This is a genomic window from Rhodococcus qingshengii JCM 15477 (genome assembly GCF_023221595.1).
GTDB lineage: Bacteria > Actinomycetota > Actinomycetes > Mycobacteriales > Mycobacteriaceae > Rhodococcus_F > Rhodococcus_F qingshengii.
Genome location: NZ_CP096563.1, coordinates 2329730 through 2351305, shown reverse-complemented (window position 1 = coordinate 2351305; position 21576 = coordinate 2329730). Strand labels below are relative to the sequence as shown.

At 63.3% G+C, this 21576-nt stretch carries 24 protein-coding genes; 10 read left to right on the top strand and 14 right to left on the bottom strand.

Annotated features, from left to right (window positions below; genetic code table 11):
- Positions 1-9 precede the first annotated feature (9 nt).
- Complete coding sequence (locus M0639_RS10790) at positions 10-807, bottom strand: ParA family protein (protein ID WP_030535000.1); 798 nt, start codon at positions 805-807, stop codon at positions 10-12.
- Between the two features lie 71 nt (positions 808-878).
- Between M0639_RS10790 and M0639_RS10785 the strand changes: the two genes are divergently transcribed.
- Together M0639_RS10785 and M0639_RS10780 are read left to right on the top strand one after the other, a co-directional pair.
- The gene (locus M0639_RS10785) at positions 879-1502 is read left to right on the top strand and encodes an acid phosphatase (protein WP_080552758.1); all 624 of its coding nucleotides are present in this window, start codon (positions 879-881) and stop codon (positions 1500-1502) included.
- A 17-nt stretch (positions 1503-1519) separates the two neighbouring features.
- Positions 1520-1999 (top strand): GNAT family N-acetyltransferase, encoded by a 480-nt coding sequence (locus M0639_RS10780; protein ID WP_003940724.1) that lies wholly within the window; start codon positions 1520-1522, stop codon positions 1997-1999.
- A 26-nt stretch (positions 2000-2025) separates the two neighbouring features.
- On the opposite strand, the gene M0639_RS10775 is transcribed toward M0639_RS10780, so the two are convergent.
- The gene (locus M0639_RS10775; protein ID WP_007731217.1) at positions 2026-2496 is read right to left on the bottom strand and encodes a hypothetical protein; all 471 of its coding nucleotides are present in this window, start codon (positions 2494-2496) and stop codon (positions 2026-2028) included.
- 41 nt (positions 2497-2537) lie between these two features.
- Here M0639_RS10775 and M0639_RS10770 point away from each other — a divergent pair, with 41 nt between their 5' ends.
- Together M0639_RS10770 and M0639_RS10765 are read left to right on the top strand one after the other, a co-directional pair.
- Positions 2538-3494, top strand: a complete 957-nt coding sequence (locus M0639_RS10770; protein ID WP_064074944.1) for a diacylglycerol/lipid kinase family protein — start codon at positions 2538-2540, stop codon at positions 3492-3494.
- Between the two features lie 255 nt (positions 3495-3749).
- A complete protein-coding gene (locus tag M0639_RS10765; protein WP_003940950.1) occupies positions 3750-4004 on the top strand; it encodes a WhiB family transcriptional regulator in 255 nt (84 codons plus the stop codon).
- 119 nt (positions 4005-4123) lie between these two features.
- On the opposite strand, the gene M0639_RS10760 is transcribed toward M0639_RS10765, so the two are convergent.
- Together M0639_RS10760 and M0639_RS10755 are read right to left on the bottom strand one after the other, a co-directional pair.
- Positions 4124-5626 carry a sensor histidine kinase gene (locus M0639_RS10760; protein ID WP_003940890.1) on the bottom strand — a complete coding sequence of 501 codons (1503 nt, stop codon included), beginning with the start codon at positions 5624-5626 and terminating at the stop codon, positions 4124-4126.
- Between the two features lie 8 nt (positions 5627-5634).
- Complete coding sequence (locus tag M0639_RS10755; RefSeq protein ID WP_007731208.1) at positions 5635-5850, bottom strand: biotin/lipoyl-binding carrier protein; 216 nt, start codon at positions 5848-5850, stop codon at positions 5635-5637.
- 136 nt (positions 5851-5986) lie between these two features.
- Here M0639_RS10755 and M0639_RS35185 point away from each other — a divergent pair, with 136 nt between their 5' ends.
- Positions 5987-6061, top strand: coding sequence for a 50S ribosomal protein bL37 (locus tag M0639_RS35185; protein ID WP_022597109.1), 75 nt, complete (start codon positions 5987-5989; stop codon positions 6059-6061).
- 102 nt (positions 6062-6163) lie between these two features.
- Here the strand turns inward: M0639_RS35185 and rsrA are convergent, their stop codons facing one another.
- Both rsrA and M0639_RS10745 read right to left on the bottom strand, forming a co-directional pair.
- A complete protein-coding gene (gene rsrA, locus M0639_RS10750; RefSeq protein WP_003940722.1) occupies positions 6164-6445 on the bottom strand; it encodes a mycothiol system anti-sigma-R factor in 282 nt (93 codons plus the stop codon).
- A complete protein-coding gene (locus tag M0639_RS10745; RefSeq protein ID WP_042922166.1) occupies positions 6442-7140 on the bottom strand; it encodes a sigma-70 family RNA polymerase sigma factor in 699 nt (232 codons plus the stop codon). The genes rsrA and M0639_RS10745 overlap by 4 nt, the downstream gene beginning before the upstream one ends.
- Positions 7141-7347: 207 nt before the next feature.
- Here M0639_RS10745 and ybaK point away from each other — a divergent pair, with 207 nt between their 5' ends.
- A complete protein-coding gene (gene ybaK, locus M0639_RS10740) occupies positions 7348-7842 on the top strand; it encodes a Cys-tRNA(Pro) deacylase (RefSeq protein ID WP_047271686.1) in 495 nt (164 codons plus the stop codon).
- 24 nt (positions 7843-7866) lie between these two features.
- Positions 7867-8580 carry an SIMPL domain-containing protein gene (locus M0639_RS10735; RefSeq protein WP_021332569.1) on the top strand — a complete coding sequence of 238 codons (714 nt, stop codon included), beginning with the start codon at positions 7867-7869 and terminating at the stop codon, positions 8578-8580.
- A 3-nt stretch (positions 8581-8583) separates the two neighbouring features.
- Here the strand turns inward: M0639_RS10735 and M0639_RS10730 are convergent, their stop codons facing one another.
- A complete protein-coding gene (locus tag M0639_RS10730; RefSeq protein WP_020969226.1) occupies positions 8584-9336 on the bottom strand; it encodes an SOS response-associated peptidase in 753 nt (250 codons plus the stop codon).
- A gap of 49 nt (positions 9337-9385) precedes the next feature.
- Between M0639_RS10730 and aroA the strand changes: the two genes are divergently transcribed.
- Positions 9386-10699 (top strand): 3-phosphoshikimate 1-carboxyvinyltransferase, encoded by a 1314-nt coding sequence (aroA, locus tag M0639_RS10725; RefSeq protein ID WP_064074943.1) that lies wholly within the window; start codon positions 9386-9388, stop codon positions 10697-10699.
- Positions 10648-11685 carry a ribosome small subunit-dependent GTPase A gene (rsgA, locus tag M0639_RS10720; protein ID WP_082893250.1) on the top strand — a complete coding sequence of 346 codons (1038 nt, stop codon included), beginning with the start codon at positions 10648-10650 and terminating at the stop codon, positions 11683-11685. The genes aroA and rsgA overlap by 52 nt, the downstream gene beginning before the upstream one ends.
- Before the next feature lie 98 nt (positions 11686-11783).
- On the opposite strand, the gene M0639_RS10715 is transcribed toward rsgA, so the two are convergent.
- The 6 genes from M0639_RS10715 to M0639_RS10690 all read right to left on the bottom strand — a co-directional run bounded on the left by M0639_RS10715 (position 11784) and on the right by M0639_RS10690 (position 18014).
- Positions 11784-13025, bottom strand: a complete 1242-nt coding sequence (locus M0639_RS10715) for a fatty acid desaturase family protein (RefSeq protein ID WP_003940700.1) — start codon at positions 13023-13025, stop codon at positions 11784-11786.
- Between the two features lie 138 nt (positions 13026-13163).
- A complete protein-coding gene (locus tag M0639_RS10710; protein ID WP_003940901.1) occupies positions 13164-14426 on the bottom strand; it encodes a fatty acid desaturase family protein in 1263 nt (420 codons plus the stop codon).
- A gap of 24 nt (positions 14427-14450) precedes the next feature.
- Positions 14451-15569: a ferredoxin reductase gene (locus M0639_RS10705; protein ID WP_003940928.1), complete on the bottom strand. Its 1119-nt coding sequence runs from the start codon at positions 15567-15569 to the stop codon at positions 14451-14453.
- A 92-nt stretch (positions 15570-15661) separates the two neighbouring features.
- Positions 15662-16162 (bottom strand): DUF6912 family protein, encoded by a 501-nt coding sequence (locus tag M0639_RS10700; protein ID WP_030535010.1) that lies wholly within the window; start codon positions 16160-16162, stop codon positions 15662-15664.
- Between the two features lie 23 nt (positions 16163-16185).
- A complete protein-coding gene (locus tag M0639_RS10695) occupies positions 16186-17595 on the bottom strand; it encodes a WS/DGAT/MGAT family O-acyltransferase (protein WP_064074942.1) in 1410 nt (469 codons plus the stop codon).
- The gene (locus tag M0639_RS10690; protein WP_003940859.1) at positions 17589-18014 is read right to left on the bottom strand and encodes an HAD-IA family hydrolase; all 426 of its coding nucleotides are present in this window, start codon (positions 18012-18014) and stop codon (positions 17589-17591) included. Before M0639_RS10690 ends, M0639_RS10695 begins: the two co-directional genes overlap by 7 nt.
- Before the next feature lie 250 nt (positions 18015-18264).
- Between M0639_RS10690 and M0639_RS10685 the strand changes: the two genes are divergently transcribed.
- Entirely contained in the window at positions 18265-18663 is a 399-nt protein-coding gene (locus tag M0639_RS10685; RefSeq protein WP_231915146.1) for an Rv3235 family protein, read from the top strand.
- A 36-nt stretch (positions 18664-18699) separates the two neighbouring features.
- Here the strand turns inward: M0639_RS10685 and secA are convergent, their stop codons facing one another.
- A complete protein-coding gene (gene secA / locus M0639_RS10680) occupies positions 18700-21543 on the bottom strand; it encodes a preprotein translocase subunit SecA (protein ID WP_007731191.1) in 2844 nt (947 codons plus the stop codon).
- Positions 21544-21576: the final 33 nt, after the last annotated feature.

Here is a 21576-nt window from a genome sequence, read left to right as displayed (position 1 = left end):
TCACCTTCCTCAGATCGCCAGCTCCGGCGCGAAAGTCACGACTTCGTTTCCAGCCCAATGCTTTACGAGATTGTCCGCGAGTTCACGATAGGCATCCGCACCCTTGTTCTTTCGTCCGGCGAGGACCGTCGCGCCCGACGCGGACGCCTCGGCGAACTTGACGGTGCGTGGGATCGGAGGCGCCAGAACGGCCAGGGAGTAGCGGTCGCTGACGTCGGCGAGCACGTCGCGACTGTGCGTGGTTCGAGCGTCGTACAGAGTCGGAAGTGCGCCGAGCAGAACAAGATCCGGGTTGGTGATGGCTTGGACTTCACGAACCGTACGCAGCAGCTGTCCGACGCCGCGGTGTGCGAGGGTTTCGCATTGCAGTGGAACCAGAACCGACTGCGCCGCAGTCAATCCGTTGAGTGTGAGCACACCCAACGACGGTGGGCAGTCGATGATGATGACGTCGTAAGAGCCCAGGAGCGGAGACAGCGCCCGCTTGAGCGCGAACTCTCGACCGGGTCGCATCAGGAGCAGCGCTTCGGCGCCCGCGAGATCGATCGTGGCCGGCAGGAGATCCATACCGTCGTCCGTCTTCAGCACGGCGTCGACCGCGTCGAGATCACCCGCCAGGACCTCGTTGACCGAACGCTCGAGGCGATCCGGGTTGTGTCCGAGCGAGAACGTCAGGCAGCCCTGCGGGTCGAGATCCACCACCAGAACTCGTTGTCCGAGCGCGGACAAAGCCGCACCGAGAGAAGCGACGGTAGTGGTTTTAGCCACGCCGCCCTTTTGATTCGCCACTGCGAGAACCGTCGTCACACGTAGATCCTTGCGCACTTCGCGCCAGGAGGCGAGCTACACACGCGAGGCAGCCTGCAATGATGGTCGACATGACCTCCCAGTCCGCCCCCTCGTCGATCCCCCTCGGTGCTCGCGTCGTACTCATGCGCCACGGTGAAACCGAGTGGGCACGCACCGGGAAACACACGGGCCGGACCGAGGTTCCGCTGACTCCGCTCGGCGAGATGCAGGCAACCGCGACCGGAAATCGCTTGCGAACCCTCGACCTCCGGAACCCCATGATTCTGACGAGTCCGCGGCTGCGCGCACAGTTGACGGGTGATCTCGCCGGCCTGCCGGAAGAGCGAACCTGGGATGCACTGTCCGAATGGGACTACGGCGATTACGAAGGCCTCACGACGCCCGAGATCCGCGCAACGGTGCCCGATTGGACCGTCTGGACGCACCCGTGCCCCGGCGGCGAGCAGGCCGATCAGATCCACGCCCGGACCGACATGGTGCTGTCGATGGTGCGTTCGCAACTACCCGAACGCGACGTGATCCTGATCGGGCACGGCCACTTCTCACGCGCACTCATCGCCCGCTGGCTCGAGCTCCCGGTGACGGAAGGAAAGCGTTTCGCCTTGTCCCCCGGCGCTTACTCGGTTCTCGGTTACGAGCACGGCGCCACCCACCTCGTCCATCACAACGTGCCGCCGCTCGTCGAGGCTTGAGGCCTAAGATTCTCCCTATGATCCGACGCGCCACGCCCGCAGACGTCCAGCCGATCACCGACATGATCTACGAGTTGGCCGACTACCAGAAGGCCCTCGACGAGTGCACCGTGAAGGCGGAACAGATCGGCGAGGCGTTGTTCGGGCCGGCCGCGACGGCCTTCGCGCACGTCGCTGTGAATTCGGCCGACGACGTCGTCGGCATGGCGTTGTGGTTTCGCAATTTCTCGACGTGGGACGGCGCTCACGGCATCTACCTCGAAGACCTGTACGTCAAGCCCAGTCAGCGCGGATCAGGCCACGGGAAGGCTCTTCTAGCCGCGCTCGCCAAGGAGTGCACCGACAACGACTACACCCGGCTGTCCTGGTCGGTGCTCAACTGGAACACCCCCTCGATCAAGTTCTACGAGTCACTCGGTGCCGACGCGAAGACGGAGTGGACCACGTATCGCCTGACCGGCACCCACCTCGGAGCTCTCGCCGCCGAAGCTGAGTAGGACCGAAGCAGGGTAGGCGTTCCGTCCTACTTGTCCCGCGGCTCGTCGGTCTCGTCCGGGCGTCCTTCTTCCGGCGACACCTCGTCTGCGTACGCTCCGTACTCCGCTGCCATCCATCGAGACGTCGGAGCCGAGAACAGGCAGCCCAGAGCGCCGAGAACGACGACACCCAGAACGATGCCGAGCGGCACCTGATGCGAATCGGTCAGGAGCGACCAGGCGACCGGCAGGAGCAGCAGCTGAGCGACGACGGCGATTGCCCGGCCCCACCGGCGGCCCGTCAGCAAAGCGATACCGGCAGCCAACACCGCGCCGCCGAGGATCGCGACCCACGCGGCAAATCCGTATCCGTTGGTGACGCTCTGATCGTGGCCGGTTGCACCGCGAATCACTGCGACGATCGCGAACCCGGCGGCAACCAGCCCTTGCAGCGTCACGAGGGCACCTGCCCATGTGACTGTCTTGGGCAGGGCGTTCGGACTGGCGGTATTCGGCACGAGGCCAGCCTAGAACACGACACCGGATAGGCTCATGCCCCGTGCGCGCACTGCTGATCGTCAACCCCAATGCCACCTCCACCACCGCTGCCGGTCGTGACCTGTTGGCACACGCCCTCGAGAGTCGGGTGCGACTTACTGTGGCGCACACCACACATCGGGGTCATGCCGCCGAACTGGCGCGCGAAGCCCACGAAGACGGCTTCGGCTCGGTGATCGTCCACGGCGGCGACGGAACGGTCAACGAAGTGGTCAACGGACTGCTCGGGTCACCGCATCCCGCGTCGATGAAATCGGTTCCGGTCGGTCCGATCCCGACGATCGCTGTCGTCCCGGGAGGCTCGGCAAACGTTTTCGCGCGCTCACTCGGTATTGCCGCCGACCCGATCGACGCCACGAACCAACTCGTCGACCTCCTCTCCGAACGGACCAGGCGCCGAATCGGGCTCGCACACTGCGACAACCGTTGGTTCACGTTCAACGCCGGAATGGGCCTCGACGCCGATGTGTGCGAGGCCGTCGACGCCAGCCGTAAGAACGGTGACGCCGCCACACCCGCCCGGTATGTCCGAACCGCGATCGCGGCGTTCTTCCGTGCCAAGCGAGCCGAACCAGCGCTGACCGTCCACCTTCCCGATCAGGATCCCGTCTCCGGAGTCCACTACGCATTCGTCTCGAACTCGAGCCCGTGGACATATCTGGAAGAGCGTCCCGTCCACACCAATCCGGGAACGACCTTCGACAGCGGACTCGGCATCTTCGCCATGACGAGCACCAAAGTTCTGCCGTCCCTGCGGGTTGTGCGGCAACTACTCGCACGCGGCGCGGAGCCGAAATCGAAGGTCCTCTTACGCACCGACGACGTCCCGACAATCACCATCGAATCGTCGCGACCGATCGGACTCCAGATGGACGGCGACTACATCGGACTTCGTGAAAAGGTCGAATTCACCTCGGTCCCGGATGCACTGGAAGTGTTCGCACCGATTGCGACGTGAGTCAGGCAACACGTTTGACCTGCAAAAACTCTGGTGCCAAAAGGTCGAAATCGGGTAAAATGCCGGTGACGCCCAGGTGGCCGTCAGGTGTGTCACAAATTAGTGAGTTGGCCCACGAACCCGTTCAAACCTATTGACATACCGCGAGTTCGTGAAAGCATTCACAAGTAACAGTGCGGAAACATTGATGACGCACACACAAACTCATTGGTACCAAATGGTGTGAATACACACCCAATTAAGGAGCGAAAAAAGATGGACTGGCGCCACAACGCAATCTGTCGCGACGAGGATCCCGAACTGTTCTTCCCTGTGGGAAACAGTGGACCGGCCCTCGCTCAGATCGCTGATGCCAAGGTTGTCTGCAACCGCTGCCCCGTCACCGCCGAGTGCCTGTCGTGGGCTCTCGAGTCCGGCCAGGATGCAGGCGTCTGGGGCGGAATGAGCGAAGACGAGCGTCGCGCACTCAAGCGTCGTAACGCACGTACCCGTGCACGCACTTCCGTCTAGGTAGAACCGAGACGTTCGACTCGCGGCGGAGAACAGCCCCTCTGCACAGTCGAAGACGACAGCCCGGCACCACATGGTGCCGGGCTTTTTGTCTGCTCGAATCGCTAACGCTGCTCGAATCAGTAACGCGCAGAACGTCTACCGAGCGGCACACGCAGAACCGCGTCGGTACCGCCTCCGCTTCCCGGGTGCAGTCCGAGCGAGCCACCGAGCTCGGCTCCCAGCAGAGTCCGCACGATCTGGAGTCCGAGGCGATCGGACTTCTCGAGGTCGAAGTTCTCCGGCAGGCCGCGCCCGTTGTCGTGGATGATCACGTCCAACCAGCGTGCAGAACGCTCGGCACTGAGTGTGACCGTGCCGGTCACGCCCGGATCGAAAGCGTGCTCGATCGCGTTCTGCACCAACTCCGTCAGCACCATGACCAGCGGGGTGGCGCGCTCGGCGGAGAACACTCCGAAACTGCCCTCACGCCGAATCGTCACCGGCACACCTACTCCCGCGACATCGGAGAGCATGGGAACCAACCGGTCGATCACCTCGTCGAGATCCACCTCTTCGTCCACCGACATCGACAAGGTGTCGTGAACGAGGGCGATGGACGTCACGCGTCTCACCGACTCTGTCAACGCTTGTCGCGCTTCGTCGTTGCCGGTTCGCCTGGCCTGTAGACGCAGAAGCGCCGCGACGGTTTGCAGATTGTTCTTCACTCGATGGTGAATCTCGCGGATGGTTGCGTCCTTGCTCAGCAGAGCGCGATCACGACGCTTGACCTCGGTGACGTCGCGGACGACGACCGCAGCACCGACATGCCGGCCGCCAGGCTTGAGAACCAGGGCCCGCAGCAGAACGGTCGCCCCGCGCGCCTCGATCTCCATACGGCGACCGGGCTTGTCCGCCAACGTATCTCGGATGTATCCCGCAGCTTCCTGAGACTCGAACGGGTCGGTGACCAACGAACGGGTCAGCGCTGCGAGGTCTTGACCCACCAGATCCGAACTCAGACCCATCCGGTGATAGGCCGAGAGCGCGTTCGGGCTGGCATAGACGACTGTGCCTTCGGTATCGAGACGGATGAAGCCGTCGCCCGCACGTGGGCTCGAGTTCGTGTCGGAGCGCGATTCTCGGATCGGGAAGGTTCCGTCGCTGATCATCTGACACAGGTCTTCGGCGCAATCGAGATACGCGAGCTCGAGCGGACTCTGCGCTCGCTGGTGCGACAAGTTGGTGTCGCGGCTCAGAACAGCGATGACTCGCCCGTCCAGACGCACCGGAACGGCTTCCCGACGCGGCGGCATTCCTTCACGCCACGTCTCGTCTTCCCCGCGCACGACGCGGCCCTCCACGAGAGCGCGAAGAACCTGCGGGTGCTCGGACTCGGAAACGACCGTTCCGACCGCATCCTCCGGAAAAGCCGTCGATGCCGTTGTCGGCCGGCAATGCGCGACGCAGATGACCGTCCCCTCGGATCGGTTCTTCTCCGATTCGGTGCCCACCCACAAGAGAACGTCGGCAAAGGAGAGGTCGGCGAGCAGTTGCCACTCCCCCACGACGCGCTGGAGATGGTCGACCGCCGCACCGGGAAGATCGGTGTGTTCGGCGAGGAGGTCACTGAGAGTGGACATCGTCCGGCTTAGGAGATCACGGCGATCAGATCGCCTTGCTGAATCACGTCGCCGACCTTGACGCCCACCGTCGTCACCGTTCCCGGAACCTCGGCCAGGACGGGAATCTCCATCTTCATGGATTCGAGGATGACCAGGGTGTCGCCGTCCGCAACGACGTCTCCCTCGCTCACGACGACCTGGTAGACCGTCGAAACCATCTCGGCGCGCACGTCTTCTGCCATCGTGAACCTCACTTCTGTCGGAACTGCACTCTGACCACGAAAATACGTCGACGGATCACTCGATCGACCTGCCAATGGAACCACACCGGCATCGGCGTGAAACAATGACGCGAAAGAAACAGAAGGGAGACCAATCATGGGTAAGCGTGGTCGTAAGAAGCGCAGCCGTAAGGGCAACGCCGCTAACCATGGCAAGCGTCCAAACGCCTGACATGTAGCGCAACAAAACGTCCGAGGGGCGGGGAAGCATTGCTTCCCCGCCCCTCGGCGTTACTGCCTTCCGACTGCTGCCGCTCAGATCTTCGCTGACGGACTAGCTGTCGGTTTCGGTAGTCGTTATGACGATGGTCCGACGCAACTCGACGGTGAGCCTCTGACGCAGGCTTTCCGGCGCATGGTCTCCGCCGCACTTACGGTTGATCAGGCTCTTGACCTTCTCTTCGATCCCGTAGGCCTCGAGGCACGATCCACAATCGTCGATATGACGCTGCAGGCGAGCACGACTCGAATCGTCGCATTCACCGTCGAGCATCAACCAGACGTCGGCGATGACTGCCGAGCAGTCGAGCCTTTCGAATTCGTCCTGCTCACTCATCGTGTGACACCTTCCGTCTCGGTGGCTGCGACTGTGGCTGTGTCGACCGCGCCGTCCCGATTGAATCCCCGGTCTTTTGCGACATCGGCCAAAAGACCACGCAATTGCTTGCGACCACGGTGCAGTCGCGACATCACCGTTCCGATGGGTGTGCCCATGATCTCCGCGATCTCCTTGTACGGGAATCCTTCGACATCGGCGTAGTACACGGCCATACGGAATTCCTCGGGAAGCGACTGCAGCGCCGCCTTGATGTCGTCGTCAGGCAACGCGTCGAGCGCCTCCACCTCGGCCGATCGCAGCCCCGTCGAAGTGTGCTCGGCGGTGGCGGCCAACTGCCAGTCGGTGATCTCGTCCGTCGGATACTGCGCGGGTTGGCGCTGCTTCTTGCGGTACGAGTTGATGTAGGTGTTCGTGAGAATCCGGTACAGCCAGGCTTTCAGGTTGGTACCGGCACGGAACGAACGGAAAGCGGTGTACGCCTTGACGTACGTCTCCTGCACGAGATCCTCGGCATCAGCCGGATTCCGCGTCATGCGCAGGGCAGCGCCGTACAACTGGTCGAGCAGCGGGAGCGCGTCGCGCTCGAACCGGGCAATCAACTCATCCGCAGTTTCGGGCGTTTCGGACACTGCGCCGTCGATAGGTTCAGCTACCCCTGACGGTTCGTCCTTGGGCCGGTCGTGTTCCAGCACTCTGATCCCTTCACTAGCCGTAGGGATCAAGGTTACCGCCAACTGAAGATCCGACCCACGGGCCGGTGGTGGCTCACACACAGCCAGCACGGTCGCTCCTTCGCTTCTCGGGACAAGTTTCATCAACTGGTACCAACACGGGAGTCAGCGACTCTGTTCCCGGCCTGGTCGAATGCACCTCTCGGCGATCCACATAGGGTGTTCCTCATGGCCGGAACAGCGACCCCTGCGACCGTACTTCTCGACAAGTCGAAGACACCGCACCGCGTCCACAGCTACGACCACGATCCTCGCGCCGAATCTTTCGGCGACGAGGCGGTCACTGCACTGGCAGAGTCGACAGGCGTCGAGGCCGCCCAGATCTTCAAGACCTTGGTCGTCAAACTCGACACCGGCAAGCTCGCCGTCGCGGTCCTGCCGGTCCCGGACAAGCTCTCGCTCAAAGCTGCAGCCGCTGCCCTCGGTGCGAGCAAAGCCGTCATGGCCGATCGCGCCGAAGCCGAGCGCTCGAGCGGCTACGTCTTCGGCGGTATCTCACCGCTCGGCCAGCGCAAGAAACTGCCGACAGTGATCGATGCGTCGGCGCTCGACTGGGACCGCATTCTCTGCAGCGCCGGCCGACGCGGGCTCGAAATCGAGCTGGCTCCGACGGACCTCACGCAGCTCAGTGGCGCGGTCACGGCGCAAATCACGGCGGGCTGAGTATCCGGTCGCTACGGTCTCACCATGCGACCACACCTGAAAACTCTTGCACTGACCGCTGCAGCGGCAGCCCTCACCGTCTCGCTGACGGCCTGCGGGAGTTCGGACAATGCCGCCAAGGAAGTCACGGTAGTCGGATCAGGGCAGGTCCGCGGGGCGCCGGACATCCTCAATGCCGACATCGGCATCGAGGTGGTTGCCCCGGATGTATCGGGAGCGGTCTCGGAGGCGAATGACAAGGCCCGTCAGATGATCGACGCGATAGTCGCCGCCGGGGTTGCCCCCGAGGACGTGCAGACAAGCGATCTGTCCGTCCAGCCGCAGTACGACGCCAGCGGCGGACCGTTCGTCGGCGGCAACGTGACCGGCTACCGGGCGACCAACTCGGTACGAATCGTCGTCCGCGATCTCGACAAGGCCTCTTCTGTCCTGGACGCCGGCATCGCGGCGGGCGGAAACGCGGCACGGCTCGGTAACGTCGCCTTCGCCATCGACGACGACTCTCAGCTTCTGGCCGACGCTCGCACCCGTGCCTTCGAGGACGCGAAGAACCGTGCCGAGCAGTACGCGGATCTGTCCGGGACGTCGCTCGAAAACGTCGTGACCATCACCGAGGCACACGACACGAGTGGCGGTCAGACCATGCGCGCTCCCGACGCCTCGATGTCCGACATGGTTCTCGCCCCGGGAACCCAGCAGGTCTCGTTCGAAGTGACCGTCACCTGGGCTCTCGGCTGACTGCTAGAGCAGGCTGATCTGCTCGCCGGCACGGTCGACGTCCGGCTCGATCAACTCGTGCCCGTTGTTCTTGACACTGTTGACCAGCGGCCGGACTCGATCGACGTCGATCCGCTCGAAGAGGTCCGGTACCGGTTCGAGCAGAGCCGAATCGACGGTGTTGTCGGGATCGAGCCACGCCTCCCAGCGGTCACGAGGCAGGGCGAGGGGCATGCGGTCGTGAACCTGCTCGAGGTGACCGAGAGAGTCGACCGTGACGATCGAGCAGCTCAGAACGGGGCTCGCGTTCTCGACCCTCGGGTCCCGCCAGGCAGACCACACGCCCGCCATGAACAGCCGTGATCCGTCGTCGGGGTGCATGTAGTAAGGAATCTTCGCTGCCTTCTTGCCGCCGGTGGCCTCGGTCTGCCACTCGTACCACCCGTCCATGGGGACCAGACAACGCTTGAACTTGAAGGCGGTCCGAAACGCCGGCTTCTCCGCCAGCGAGTCGGCGCGGGCGTTGAACAGGACCGGACCTTTGCCCAGTTCCTTGGTCCACGACGGCACCAATCCCCACCGCATCCGCCGAATCCTCTTGGTCGGATCGCTGTCGGGGTTCTCCCGATCGTGGCGTTCGACGACGGTCAACACCTCGGTCGTGGGGGCCACGTTGTAATCGGCTTCGACGGGCGCCGAGTGGTCGGTCTCGTCGAGCGCATCGAGTTCCACCGCCAGGGTGGCCGGGTCCGCTGTGGTCGCATACCTTCCGCACATGACACCCAGGGTGGCACGGTTTCGACCATTCCCCCACCGATGAGAGAAGATGGACCATGTGAGTCTGAGTCTGTGGAGCGCCCCGAGGGCCCAAGCACCCGTCGATGCAGTGGTGACGCTGCCCGGATCCAAGTCCATCACCAATCGAGCTCTGATTCTGGCCGCACTTGCGGATGGCCCGTCCACGATCACCGGTGCGCTCCGCAGCCGTGACGCCGACCTGATGATCGCAGCTCTGCGTAACCTCGGCATCGGCGTCGAGGAAGCCGGTGATGCGACCACGCTTCGCATCACCCCTGGACCCCTGCGCGGCGGCGAAGTCGACTGCGGCCTGGCCGGCACCGTGATGCGCTTCCTGCCGCCACTCGCCGCGATGGCCGACGGCATCGTCCACTTCGACGGCGACGAGCAAGCACGCACACGACCGCTCGGCACCATCTTGGAAGCACTGCGCGGTCTCGGCGCTCGGATCGAGGGTGACGCACTCCCGTTCACCGTCACCGGAACCGGATCCCTACGCGGCGGGACGGTCACCATCGACGCATCCGGTTCGTCGCAGTTCGTCTCCGGTCTCCTGCTCTCGGCTGCTGCGTTCGAAGAGGGTGTCACCGTTCACCACGACGGCAAGCCCGTCCCGTCCATGCCACACATCGACATGACCGTCGAGATGCTCCGCGAGGCCGGAATTTCCGTGACGACGCCAGCCACGGGCGGTGACGCGGACACCTGGCGTGTGGCACCGGGGCCGGTGCGCGCCGTGGACTGGGCGATCGAACCCGATCTCTCCAACGCCACACCGTTCCTGGCCGCTGCCGCAGTGACCGGCGGAACCGTCAGCGTCCCGATGTGGCCGTCGTCGACGACGCAACCCGGCGACGCGATCCGCGGGATCCTCGCCTCGATGGGGGCCGACGTCACTCTCGCCGATGGTGTCCTGACCGTCCGCGGCCCGGAGAAACTGCGCGGCATCGACATCGACCTCCACGACGTGGGAGAGCTGACCCCCACCGTGGCGGCCCTGGCCGCTCTCGCCGAGGGCACCTCGCATCTACGAGGAATCGCGCACCTGCGCGGGCACGAGACAGACCGTCTCGCCGCCCTCGCCGACGAGATCAACAAACTCGGCGGCTCCGTCACCGAAACCGATGACGGCCTGACGATCGTTCCCGCGGAACTCCATGGCGGACAATGGCTCTCGTATGCCGACCACCGCATGGCAACAGCCGGCGCCATCATCGGCCTGGTCGTCGACGGTGTCGAGGTCGACGATGTCGGAACAACGGCCAAGACACTGCCGGGCTTCGAGAACATGTGGTTCGACATGCTCGAGAGTTCGCCGGCGACACCGAAGGCAAGCTTCTGAGTCCGCGGCAGTACGACGAGTCCGACGTCCGGGTACGCCCCGGGCGCGGATCCCGCCCCCGTACGAAGACTCGGCCCGAACATCTCTCGGCCGAATCGGGGATGGTGGTGTCGAAGGATCGTGGCCGTTGGGGTTGCGTCCTCGGCGGCGATCCCGACCGGCTGATCGTCACGATGCGCGCCCGCGAACTTGGCCGGACCCCCATCGTCGTCGGCGATCAGGTGGACATAGTCGGCGATCTGTCGGGCAAAACCGACACCCTGGCGCGCATCGTCCGGGTCTCCGAGCGTTCGACGGTTCTACGACGGACCGCCGACGACACCGATCCCTTCGAACGTATCGTCGTCGCGAACGCGGAGCAGTTACTCATCGTCGTGGCACTCGCCGATCCCCCACCGCGCACCGGCTTCGTCGAGCGCGCACTGGTCGCCGCCTACGTGGGTGGCCTGACGCCGATCGTCTGCCTGACCAAGAGCGACCTCGAACCGCCGGAGGAATTCGCGAGCACGTTCGCCGACCTCGACATCCAAGTGGTCGTCGCCGGTCGCGACGATCCCCTGGACGAACTGACGCAGATCCTCGAGCACAAGTTGACCGCCCTGATCGGACATTCCGGCGTCGGAAAGTCGACACTGGTCAATCGCCTTGTCCCCGATGCCAATCGAGCGGTCGGCATCGTATCCGGCGTCGGCAAGGGCCGGCACACGTCGACGCAATCGGTGGCACTCCCGCTCGCCGGTGGCGGCTGGGTGATCGACACCCCGGGCATCCGTTCGTTCGGTCTGGCGCACATCTCGCCCGAGAACGTGGTGGCGGCGTTCTCGGATCTCGCTGCGGCGATCGAGGATTGCCCGCGCGGATGCACGCACCTCGGACCGCCGGCAGATCCCGAATGCAAGCTCGACCTGCTGGAGGGCAAATCAGCTCGACGGGTCGTCGCTGTGCGACAACTGCTGGAAGCGATCAAGTCCAACGATCAGTACTGAGCGCCCCCGAGCGACGTTCCGGGCGAGAACAGCAAAGCGGCCCGACACCATCGAATGGTGTCGGGCCGCTTGCTGTCTACGGTCAGCGCAGTCGACGATCAGCGCAGGCCGAGGAGGCTGCGCAGCTTTCCGCTCTTGCGCTTACGTGCGATGGCGCTCTTGAGGCCACTGCGACGCCCGGTCACGGGATCGACAGTCGAGGTAAGTTCGCCGTCGAACATCCGCTCCGACGCCGTCTCGGGCGCATTGTCGACGGTGTCCTTGAGGTACTTGTTGGGCAGCGACAGCTTGGCGATGGTTCGCCAGGACTTGGCGTACTGCACGGCAAGCGGGCCCGTCGTATACGGCAAGTCGTACTTGTCCGCGAGCTGACGCACCGTGACCGCGATGTCCTTGTAGCGGTTGCTGGGCAGATCGGGGAACAGGTGGTGCTCGATCTGGTAGCTCAGGTTGCCCGTCATGAAGTCCATGAGCGCGCTGCCCTCGATGTTGGCGCTGCCGAGCATCTGACGCAGGTACCACTGAGCCTGCGTTTCCTTGTCGATGTCTTCCTTGGTGAACTTCTCGGCACCGTCCGGGAAGTGGCCGCAGAAGATGACCGCGTTGGTCCACACGTTCCGCAGAGTGTTGGCGGTGAAGTTGGCCGACAACGTGCTCTTCCACGCCGGGCCGGTGATGGCCGGGTAGATGACGTAGTCGCGCAGGACCTGCTTGCCGATCTTCTCGCCGACCTCACGGAGCTTGCGCTGCGTCTCTTCCTTGTCGGCGCGGCCCTTGGCCACCTTGCCGAGCTCGAGGTGCTGTGCGGCGATGCCGTACTCGAAGAACAGCGCGAGCAGCGTGTTGTAGACCAGGTTGCCGGCGTTGAAGGGCTTCCAGCGCTGATCGCGGGTGACGCGGAGGAGTCCGTATCCGACGTCGTCGTCCATTCCGAGGACGTTGGTGTACTTGTGATGCAGGTAGTTGTGGGTCTGCTTCCAGTGCGCAGACGGGCCGGTGACGTCCCACTCCCACGAGGTGGAGTGGATCTCCGGGTCGTTCATCCAGTCCCACTGCCCGTGCATCACGTTGTGCCCGAGTTCCATGTTCTCGATGATCTTCGAGAGCGTCAGCAGGCCAACTCCGGCGAGCCACGCCGGACGACGACGGCTGGCGAAAAGCACTGCGCGGCCGCCGATTTCGAGCGAACGCTGCAGACGAATGACGTTGCGCACGTATCGCGCATCCTTCTCGCCGCGCGACTCCTCGATGTCGCGACGAATCGCGTCGAGTTCGCGGCCGAGCGCTTCGATGTCGGCGTCCGTGAGATGTGCGTATTCCTTGACATCTGCAATCGCCATGGAAAGCCTCCTAGCAGTGAGTTAGGCGCAAAGTAGTAAGTGCAGAACGATCATCGATTCGAATCGTTCAGATCAACTGCACCTACTGTAGCGTAACTTACGGCACCGTAGGTTAGGTTTTTCCCGATGTAACCTATATCACTTCCGGCGCTTCGGCATGCGGGAACGGGCCTGCGACTTGAGTGCGGTCAACAAACCGAGACGCTTACCGGTGATCGGATCGGTACGAAGGTCCTCGACCATCGCCATGGCTGCGTCCCGGAATCCCGAGTCGCGGAACCGCAGTTCCGAAGACGTTTCCGGAGCATTGTCCGAGGTTGCGGTCAGCCACTTGTCCGGCAAAGCCAACTTGTGGATGGTGCGCAGAGCCAGAAGATACTGCTTGAAGAGCGAACCGGTGGTGTACGGGAGATCGAACTTCTCGCACAATGCACGCATCTTCACAGCGATTTCGGGATAGCGGTTGCTCGGCAGATCGGGAAACACGTGATGCTCGATCTGGTAGCTCAGATTGCCGCTCATGAGTCCCATGAGCTTGCCGGAATTGAAGTTCGCGCTACCGAGCATCTGGCGCAGGTACCACTCGTGACGAGTCTCCTGCTCGAATTCGGCAACCGTGAACTTCTCGGCACCGTCCGGGAAGTGGCCACAGAAGATGACGACGTACGCCCACAGGTTGCGCACGAGGTTCGCGGTCGCATTGGCCGACATGGTCGACTTCCACGCCGGCCCCGTCAGCGCCGGGAACAAGATGAAGTCCTTGCCCACCTGACGAAAGATCTTGCGCGCGAAGTCTTTGTTCGCCTGCGAGTTCAGCTGCCCCTTTTCCGCGCCCTCCAACTCGGCTGCCGCCGTGAGGTCGTGCAGTGCGATGCCCCACTCGAACGTGGCCGCCAAGATCACGTTGGCGATCGGCTGGAAGAGGTTGATCGGCTTCCACGGCTCGTCACGAGTCATACGCAGAATCCCGAAACCGAGATCCTCGTCCATGCCGACGACGTTGGTGTACGTGTGGTGCTGGTAGTTGTGGGCGCGCTTCCAATGCTCGGAAGGACCGGTCTGATCCCACTCCCACGAGACGGAGTGAATCTCGGGATCGTTCATCCAGTCCCATTGCCCGTGCATGACGTTATGCCCGAGCTCCATGTTCTCGATGATCTTCGACAGGCTCAGCAGGGTCGTGCCGACCAACCATGCCGGTCGGTACCGACTGCCGAACAATGCGATACGCCCGCCGAGCTCCAACGCCCGCTGGACGCGAATGACGCGACGAATGTAGCGGGCGTCCCGGATCCCACGAGAGTCTTCGATGTCGAGTCGAATCTGATCGAGTTCACGTCCGAGAGCTTCGACATCGGCCTCGGTGAGGTGCGAAAACTCTTTGATATCGGTGATGGCCACCGTGGTCCTCCGTGTGCCTAGAAGCTATGCGTCCAGCGTACAGTCGCCGGCGGCGGCGGAGATGCACGTCTGGATGCGCTCGCCCTCCGCGTGCTGTTTCCCCGAGCGTAGATCGATCGCGTGGCCGGCAACGAGAGGTACGACACACGTCTGGCAGATGCCCATGCGGCAACCGAACGGCATCAAGGCACCGGACTGCTCGCCTGCCTCCAGAAGCGTTGTCGCACCGTCGACGGTGATCGTCTTACCCGACTTCTCGAACGTGACCGTGCCACCGTCGGCCGAAGCGTCGATGCGCGATACGGCGAACCGCTCCATGTGGAGTCGATCCTCGATGCCTTCCGCCTTCCAGACGTCTTCGAGCTCGTCGAGCAACGGGAGGGGCCCGCACGCCCAGGTGTGGCGCTCACGCCAGTCGGGGCAGACCGTGTCGAGAGAACTGAGTTTGAACTTTCCGTCACGGCGCGTGAGTTGAACGTGGCTCACGAAGTCCTCGTGCTCGGCGTGCAGTGCTGTGAGTTCGTCGGCGAACATGACGTCGGATTCCGTCGGAGCCGAGTGGATGTGCATGACGTCGGGCAATTGACCGCGCCGGTTCATCGTCCGCAACATGCCCATGACCGGAGTGATGCCACTGCCGGCGGTGATGAACAGGATCTTCTCCGGTGGCGGATCCGGCAACGCGAAGTTGCCCGAAGGCGTGGCCAGTCGAACGATGGTTCCCGACGGCACGGCCCCGCTGACGAGGTGGCTGGAGAGAAAGCCCTCGGGCATGGCCTTGACCGCGATGGAAATGCGCTTGTTCTCCCAGTTGGGAGGCGAGGTAAGTGAGTACGACCGCCAATGCCAACGGCCGTCGATATGCAGACCGATGCCGATGTACTGCCCCGGCTGGTAGTTGAAGTCGAATCCCCAACCCGGCTTGATGACGATGGTCGCCGAGTCCGTGGTCTCGGGCCGGACTTCGACGATCTGACCACGCAGCTCGCGCGCGGACCACAACGGATTCGCGAGGTGAAGATAGTCGTCGGGAAGCAATGGTGTGGTCAGCCGAGCCGCCGCACCGCGAAGCAGATTGAGCTTCGACCGCGCTGCCGGAACTACCGACGCTGCCGGTGCCTCGATCCAGTCCTTCAGACCCATCAGACCTCCACCTCTCACCTTCCGAACCCACTGCCTACGGTACCGTAGGTTATCAGGTTACGGTACCGTAGGTTACTTCACGGTAAGCACATTCACAGCAGGTCGAGCAAGAACGGCAACTCCTGCGCGGCGTACCACGCCAACTCGTGGTCCTCCGCGTCACCGAGCGTGAACTCGGCATCGGCGTCACCGAGATCCGCCGCGTCGACTATGCCAGCAGCGCGCTCGATGTCCGATTCTGCCTGTTCGAGGTCGACATGCACAGATGCAACCTGAGCCATCGTGACAGGACCCGCCAATCGGACTACCGAATCGTCGAGATCGGGCCGTAACTTCACATCGGCATCGTCGACGTCGGCGGCAACGACAGCACGCCGGAAGGTGACGTCACCCTCGGTTCCGGCGATCAGCCGCAGCGACGCACGCGCAGCCTCACCCATGGCGACCTCGGCCAACTCGTCGTCGTCCCCCGCCGCGTACGACTCACGCAGAGTCGGGGTGACCGCAAAAGCCGTCCGGCTCATCGGGTCGAACTCCTGATCTGCGACCAACTGCTGCAAAATCTCGACCGTCGCCGGTACGTACACCCTCATGAGACCACCTTCATGCTCGTTCGTCACCGACTCGCATCCGTCAATTCCTCGAGTGACTCGAAGATCAGCGAACGAACGACGTCGACGTCCGACATCGCGTCACGGTCGGCATTCAAACCGTAGTAGACATTTCCGTCGTACGACGTCAGGGCGATGCTGAGTGTCTGATTCTTGAGTAGTGGCGACACGGGATACATCTCGAGCATCCGAGCCCCACCGAGGTAGAGCGGAAATTGCGGCCCTGGCGCATTGGTGATCATCAAGTTGAACATTCGCTGCGACAGACTGCTGGCCGCACGCGAGCTCATCGCATGCAGCGTCGCCGGCGCAAACCCGGACATTCGCACCATCGTCTGCGCGGTGACCCGCCGACCCTGACGCGCGAATGCCTCCGTCGCATGGGCCACGTGCGAGAGCCGAACCACCGCGTTGGGTTCACCGACAGGCAGGTCGATGAGGAACGAGGAAACATGTCCGGGCGCTTGCGGATCGTCGACGTCAGGACTCTCCGGGCCGTCGGTGTAGACCGACATGGGCACCATCGCTCGCACGATGGTCGCCTCGGTCACCGGTTCACCGCGCGAGAGCAACCAGTTCCGCATCGCACCCGCGATGACGGTCAGGATCACATCGTTGATCTCGCACCCGTACCGCGCACGAATGCGTCGATAGTCCTCCAGAGACGTCTTGGCCACCGCAAGGCGCCGATTGCGCGAGATGGTGGCATTGAGCGGGCTCGCCGGGGCCACCTGGGTCGCCGTTCGAACCACTTCTGCAAGCTTCCCGAGTGCACTCACTGCCTCGGTGACGGACGTGGTCACGTCGTTGAACGCTGCACGCGCCCGCGCGATCCCCTCCCCCGGGCTCGTCACGAGATCTGCCAGTGCACTGACCAACAAGCTGGTATCGCTCGGCGGCCTGGCGGGCATCCACAATTCTTCGGGGCCTGGCGCTCGATTCTTCTCCGGATCGAAGATCACCTGACTGATCTCGGGAGCCGCCTCGCCGTCCACCAACGACGAATGAGACTTCGTGAAGATGGCAAATCTGTTTCTGGTCAGCCCCTCGACCAGGTACATCTCCCACAACGGCCTCGTGCTGTCGAGTGGTCTCGACGTCAGCCGCGCGATCAGATCCATCAGCTGTTCGTCGGAGCCCGGTTTGGGCAGAGCAGATCGGCGAACGTGATAGGTGATGTCGAAATCCGAGTCGTCCACCCAGACGGGGCGGGCCAGACCGAACGCCACCTCGCGAACTCTCTGTCGGTACCGCGGAACCGATCCGAGCCGCTCTTCGACAAGTCGAAGCAACTCCTCGTGATCGATCCCGTTTCGCAGTTGCCTGAAGATCCCCAACGAGCCGACATGCATCGGCGTCGTCCCGGCTTCGAGGAAGTAGAAAGCGGCATCCTGAGTCGTCAGTCTGTTCACCATGGCTTCGTGTCCCCTCCTTCGCCGAGATCGAACAGAATCGACAACTCCTCGATGGTCGATTCCGAGCCGACGTGATGGACCCCGACCATCCCGACGGCCACAGCCGCCCGGACGTTGATTTCGAGATCATCCACGAAAACGAAATCCTCCGGCTCGACGCCCAAACGACTCGCTGCCAACAGATAGATCTCGGCGTCGGGCTTTGCCATCTCGACATCACCGGACAAGATCACGTCGTCGACCAAGACCCCGTCGCCGAGATCCCGCAACCACTGAGCACTGGCGCCGCCGGGATCGTTGCTGACGATTCCCGTCACGATTCCGCGGGCCTTCACCGCGCGCACGACCGCACTCAAGCCGTCGAGATCCGATCCCGGACCGAACAGCACGCCACCGACATCCAACAGAAGTCCCCGCACGCCATCACCCTAAGTCGCGATGGTGATCACGGCGACATCTCGAGCGATTCGTGTCATGCTTCTCACCATCGCTCGGGGGAGCGAAGTCCGAGACAGCTGTCTCGGACGCAGGATCATCCGGGGGGATGTCATGGAGCAGGACTGCAAGATCGTTCTCGAGCCGGCGCCGCAATTCGAGCCTCACCCGCATACCGTCGTGCTGTCGCGGCCAAAGTGCCGGCCAGACCGAACGCAGTGCCGAACAGACCGGATGCTGCGTCGCCCGCGAAAGACGCCACACAACGGAACGTCGCCCAGTACCGGGTTCACTCACGCTCCGGAACCGCGACTGGTAGGTGCCGACATCTTCTGGAACCGATCACTACGTCTGGTTCTCGAAACCGTCGACCGACGACGAAATCCACGGCAGCTCAAAGGCGTATTGACGCCGTCCGCCCTGGAAGTTGTTGCGAGACTTTACACTTCGGATTTCTCGGCCCGGAAGCTGGGCGGCGCGGCCGTTCACCGCACCCACCTTCAAGCAGTGTCGGAGAGTACCGCCGAAGTCTGTGCGACGTACACACGAGGCACGCAGACTTTTGCCGTCGCAGGCCGGATCGACCACACAGACGAAACAGGCTGGACGGTCACCGCACTACACGTGGTGTGACCGTCCAGCCTGCCGAGTACTGACTGCGCTAATACCTCAGCGCTTGCGCTTGGACTTCGGAGCTCGATTGCTCTTCGACTGCGTCCGTGCGGCTTCACGACGTTCGCGACGAGAGGCGGCACCGTCGCCGGTGTCGGCAGCCGAGTCACGTGTTGCCTTTGCCTTGCCGTCCTCGTCCGGGCCGGTGTACGTCAGACGCGACGGACCTTCGTCGTCAAGTCCCTTGGCGCGCAACGCCGTCGGGGCGGCAGTTCCGGCTGTCCTGGCCGCAGCCTCCTGCGTGGGGAGCGGCTTGGGCGCCGTGGCGGACGCCGCGGCGGCAGAGCCCGCGGTGACGGAAATTCCACTTGCGGGCTGCGCCGGAGCTGCCTCGACCTGCAGGTTGAAGAGGAATCCGACGGACTCTTCCTTCAATCCGTCGAGCATGCCGATGAACATGTCGTAACCCTCGCGCTGGTACTCGACCAGCGGATCGCGCTGGGCCATCGCACGCAGACCGATTCCCTCCTTGAGGTAATCCATCTCGTAGAGATGCTCACGCCACTTACGGTCCAGGACCGAGAGGAAGACACGACGCTCGAGTTCACGCATACCGTTTTCGCCGGCGATCGCATCGATCTCGGCTTCGCGCTTCTTGTACGCCGCGTGGGCGTCTTCGAGCAAAGCGGTTCGCAGGTCGTCACGGCTCAGGTCACTGTTGATGCCTGCGCCGTCCTCCCCTGCCAACGTCTTGTGATCGATGCCGACCGGGTACAGCGTCTTCAGCGCCGTCCACAGCTGCTCGAGATCCCAGTCCTCGACGTATCCCTCGGCGGTGGCACCGTCGACGTAGGCGGTGACCACGTCAGTGATCATCTGCTCGACCTGGCCTTCCATGTCCTCACCCTCGAGGATCTGGCGGCGCTCCTTGTAGATGACCGTTCGCTGCTGGTTCATGACCTCGTCGTACTTGAGGACATTCTTGCGAATTTCGAAGTTCTGCTGCTCCACCTGGGTCTGAGCGCTCTTGATGGCCTTCGAGACCATTTTGGCTTCGATCGGGACGTCGTCGGGCAGGTTCAGGCGCGTCATGATCGACTCGAGTGCCGAACCGTTGAAACGGCGCATGAGCTCGTCACCGAGCGAGAGGTAGAACCGCGATTCGCCGGGATCACCCTGACGTCCGGAACGACCACGCAACTGGTTGTCGATTCGGCGCGATTCGTGACGCTCGGTGCCCAGGACGTACAGGCCGCCGGCATCGCGGACCTTCTCGGCGTCTGCCTTGACCTCAGCCTTGACCTCGTCCAGGACTGCGTCCCAAGCCGCCTCGTACTCGTCCGGCGTCGTGACCGGGTCGAGGCCCTTCTTGCGCAGCGCGATGTCCGCGATGATGTCCGGGTTACCACCGAGCACGACGTCGGTACCGCGGCCGGCCATGTTGGTCGCGACGGTGACCGCGCCGGAGCGACCGGCCTCGGCGATGATGGTCGCTTCCTTCTCGTGGAACTTGGCGTTGAGGACGTTGTGGGCAACGCCGCGCTTGGTGAACTGCTTGGACAGGTACTCCGAGCGCTCGACGCTGGTGGTACCGATCAGGACGGGCTGGCCGTTCTCGTGGCGCTCGACGACGTCGTCGACCACCGCGTCGAACTTGGCTTCCTCGGTCTTGTAGATGAGGTCGCCGTTGTCGACTCGGACCATCGGACGGTTGGTCGGGATCGGGATCACACCGAGCGTGTAAGTCTGGTGAAGCTCGGCAGCTTCCGTCTCGGCGGTACCCGTCATGCCCGACAACTTGTCGTACAGACGGAAGTAGTTCTGCAGGGTGATGGTGGCAAGGGTCTGGTTCTCCGCCTTGATCTCCACCTTCTCCTTGGCCTCGATCGCCTGGTGCATGCCCTCGTTGTAGCGGCGGCCGACCAGCACGCGGCCGGTGAACTCGTCGACGATGATGACCTCACCGTCGCGGACGATGTAGTCCTTGTCCTTGGTGTAGAGCTCCTTGGCCTTGATCGCGTTGTTCAAGTAGCTCACCAGCGGCGAATTCGCGGCTTCGTACAGGTTGTCGATACCGAGCTGGTCCTCGACCAGTTCGACGCCCGCCTCGTGCACACCGATGGTGCGCTTGCGGATGTCGACCTCGTAGTGAACGTCCTTCTTCAGCAGCGGCGCGATGCGCGCGAACTCGCTGTACCACTTGCTGGAGCCGTCGGCCGGGCCCGAGATGATGAGGGGGGTTCGGGCTTCGTCGATGAGGATCGAGTCGACCTCGTCCACGATGGCAAACGCATGGCCACGCTGGACCAGGTCGTCCAACGAATGCGTCATGTTGTCGCGCAGGTAGTCGAACCCGAACTCGTTGTTGGTGCCGTAGGTGATGTCGGCTGCGTAGGCGACGCGGCGCTCGGCCGGCGTCATACCCGAGAGGATCACGCTGGTCTCGAGGCCGAGGGCGCGGTGAACGCGGCCCATCCACTCGGAGTCACGCTTGGCGAGGTAGTCGTTGACCGTCACCACGTGGACGCCGTCACCCGCGATCGCGTTCAGGTATGCCGGAAGAACACAGGTCAGGGTCTTGCCCTCACCGGTCTTCATCTCGGCGACGTTGCCGAAGTGCAGGGCCGCGCCGCCCATGATCTGCACGTGGAAGTGCTTCTGGTCGATCACGCGCCACGACGCCTCGCGGGCAACCGAGAATGCCTCGGGCAGCAACTCGTCGAGAGTTTCCCCGGCGGCATAGCGCTCACGGAACTCGGTGGTCTTGGCTTTGAGTTGCTCGTCTGTCAGGCCTTCGACATCGGGCGACAGAGATTCCACATGCTCGGCGATGTGCTTGAGCCGCTTGACCATGCGACCTTCACCAACACGGAGCAGCTTCGATAGCGACAGCGACGGCACAGTCTTCTTCGTCCTCAATCTTCGGCGACAGGG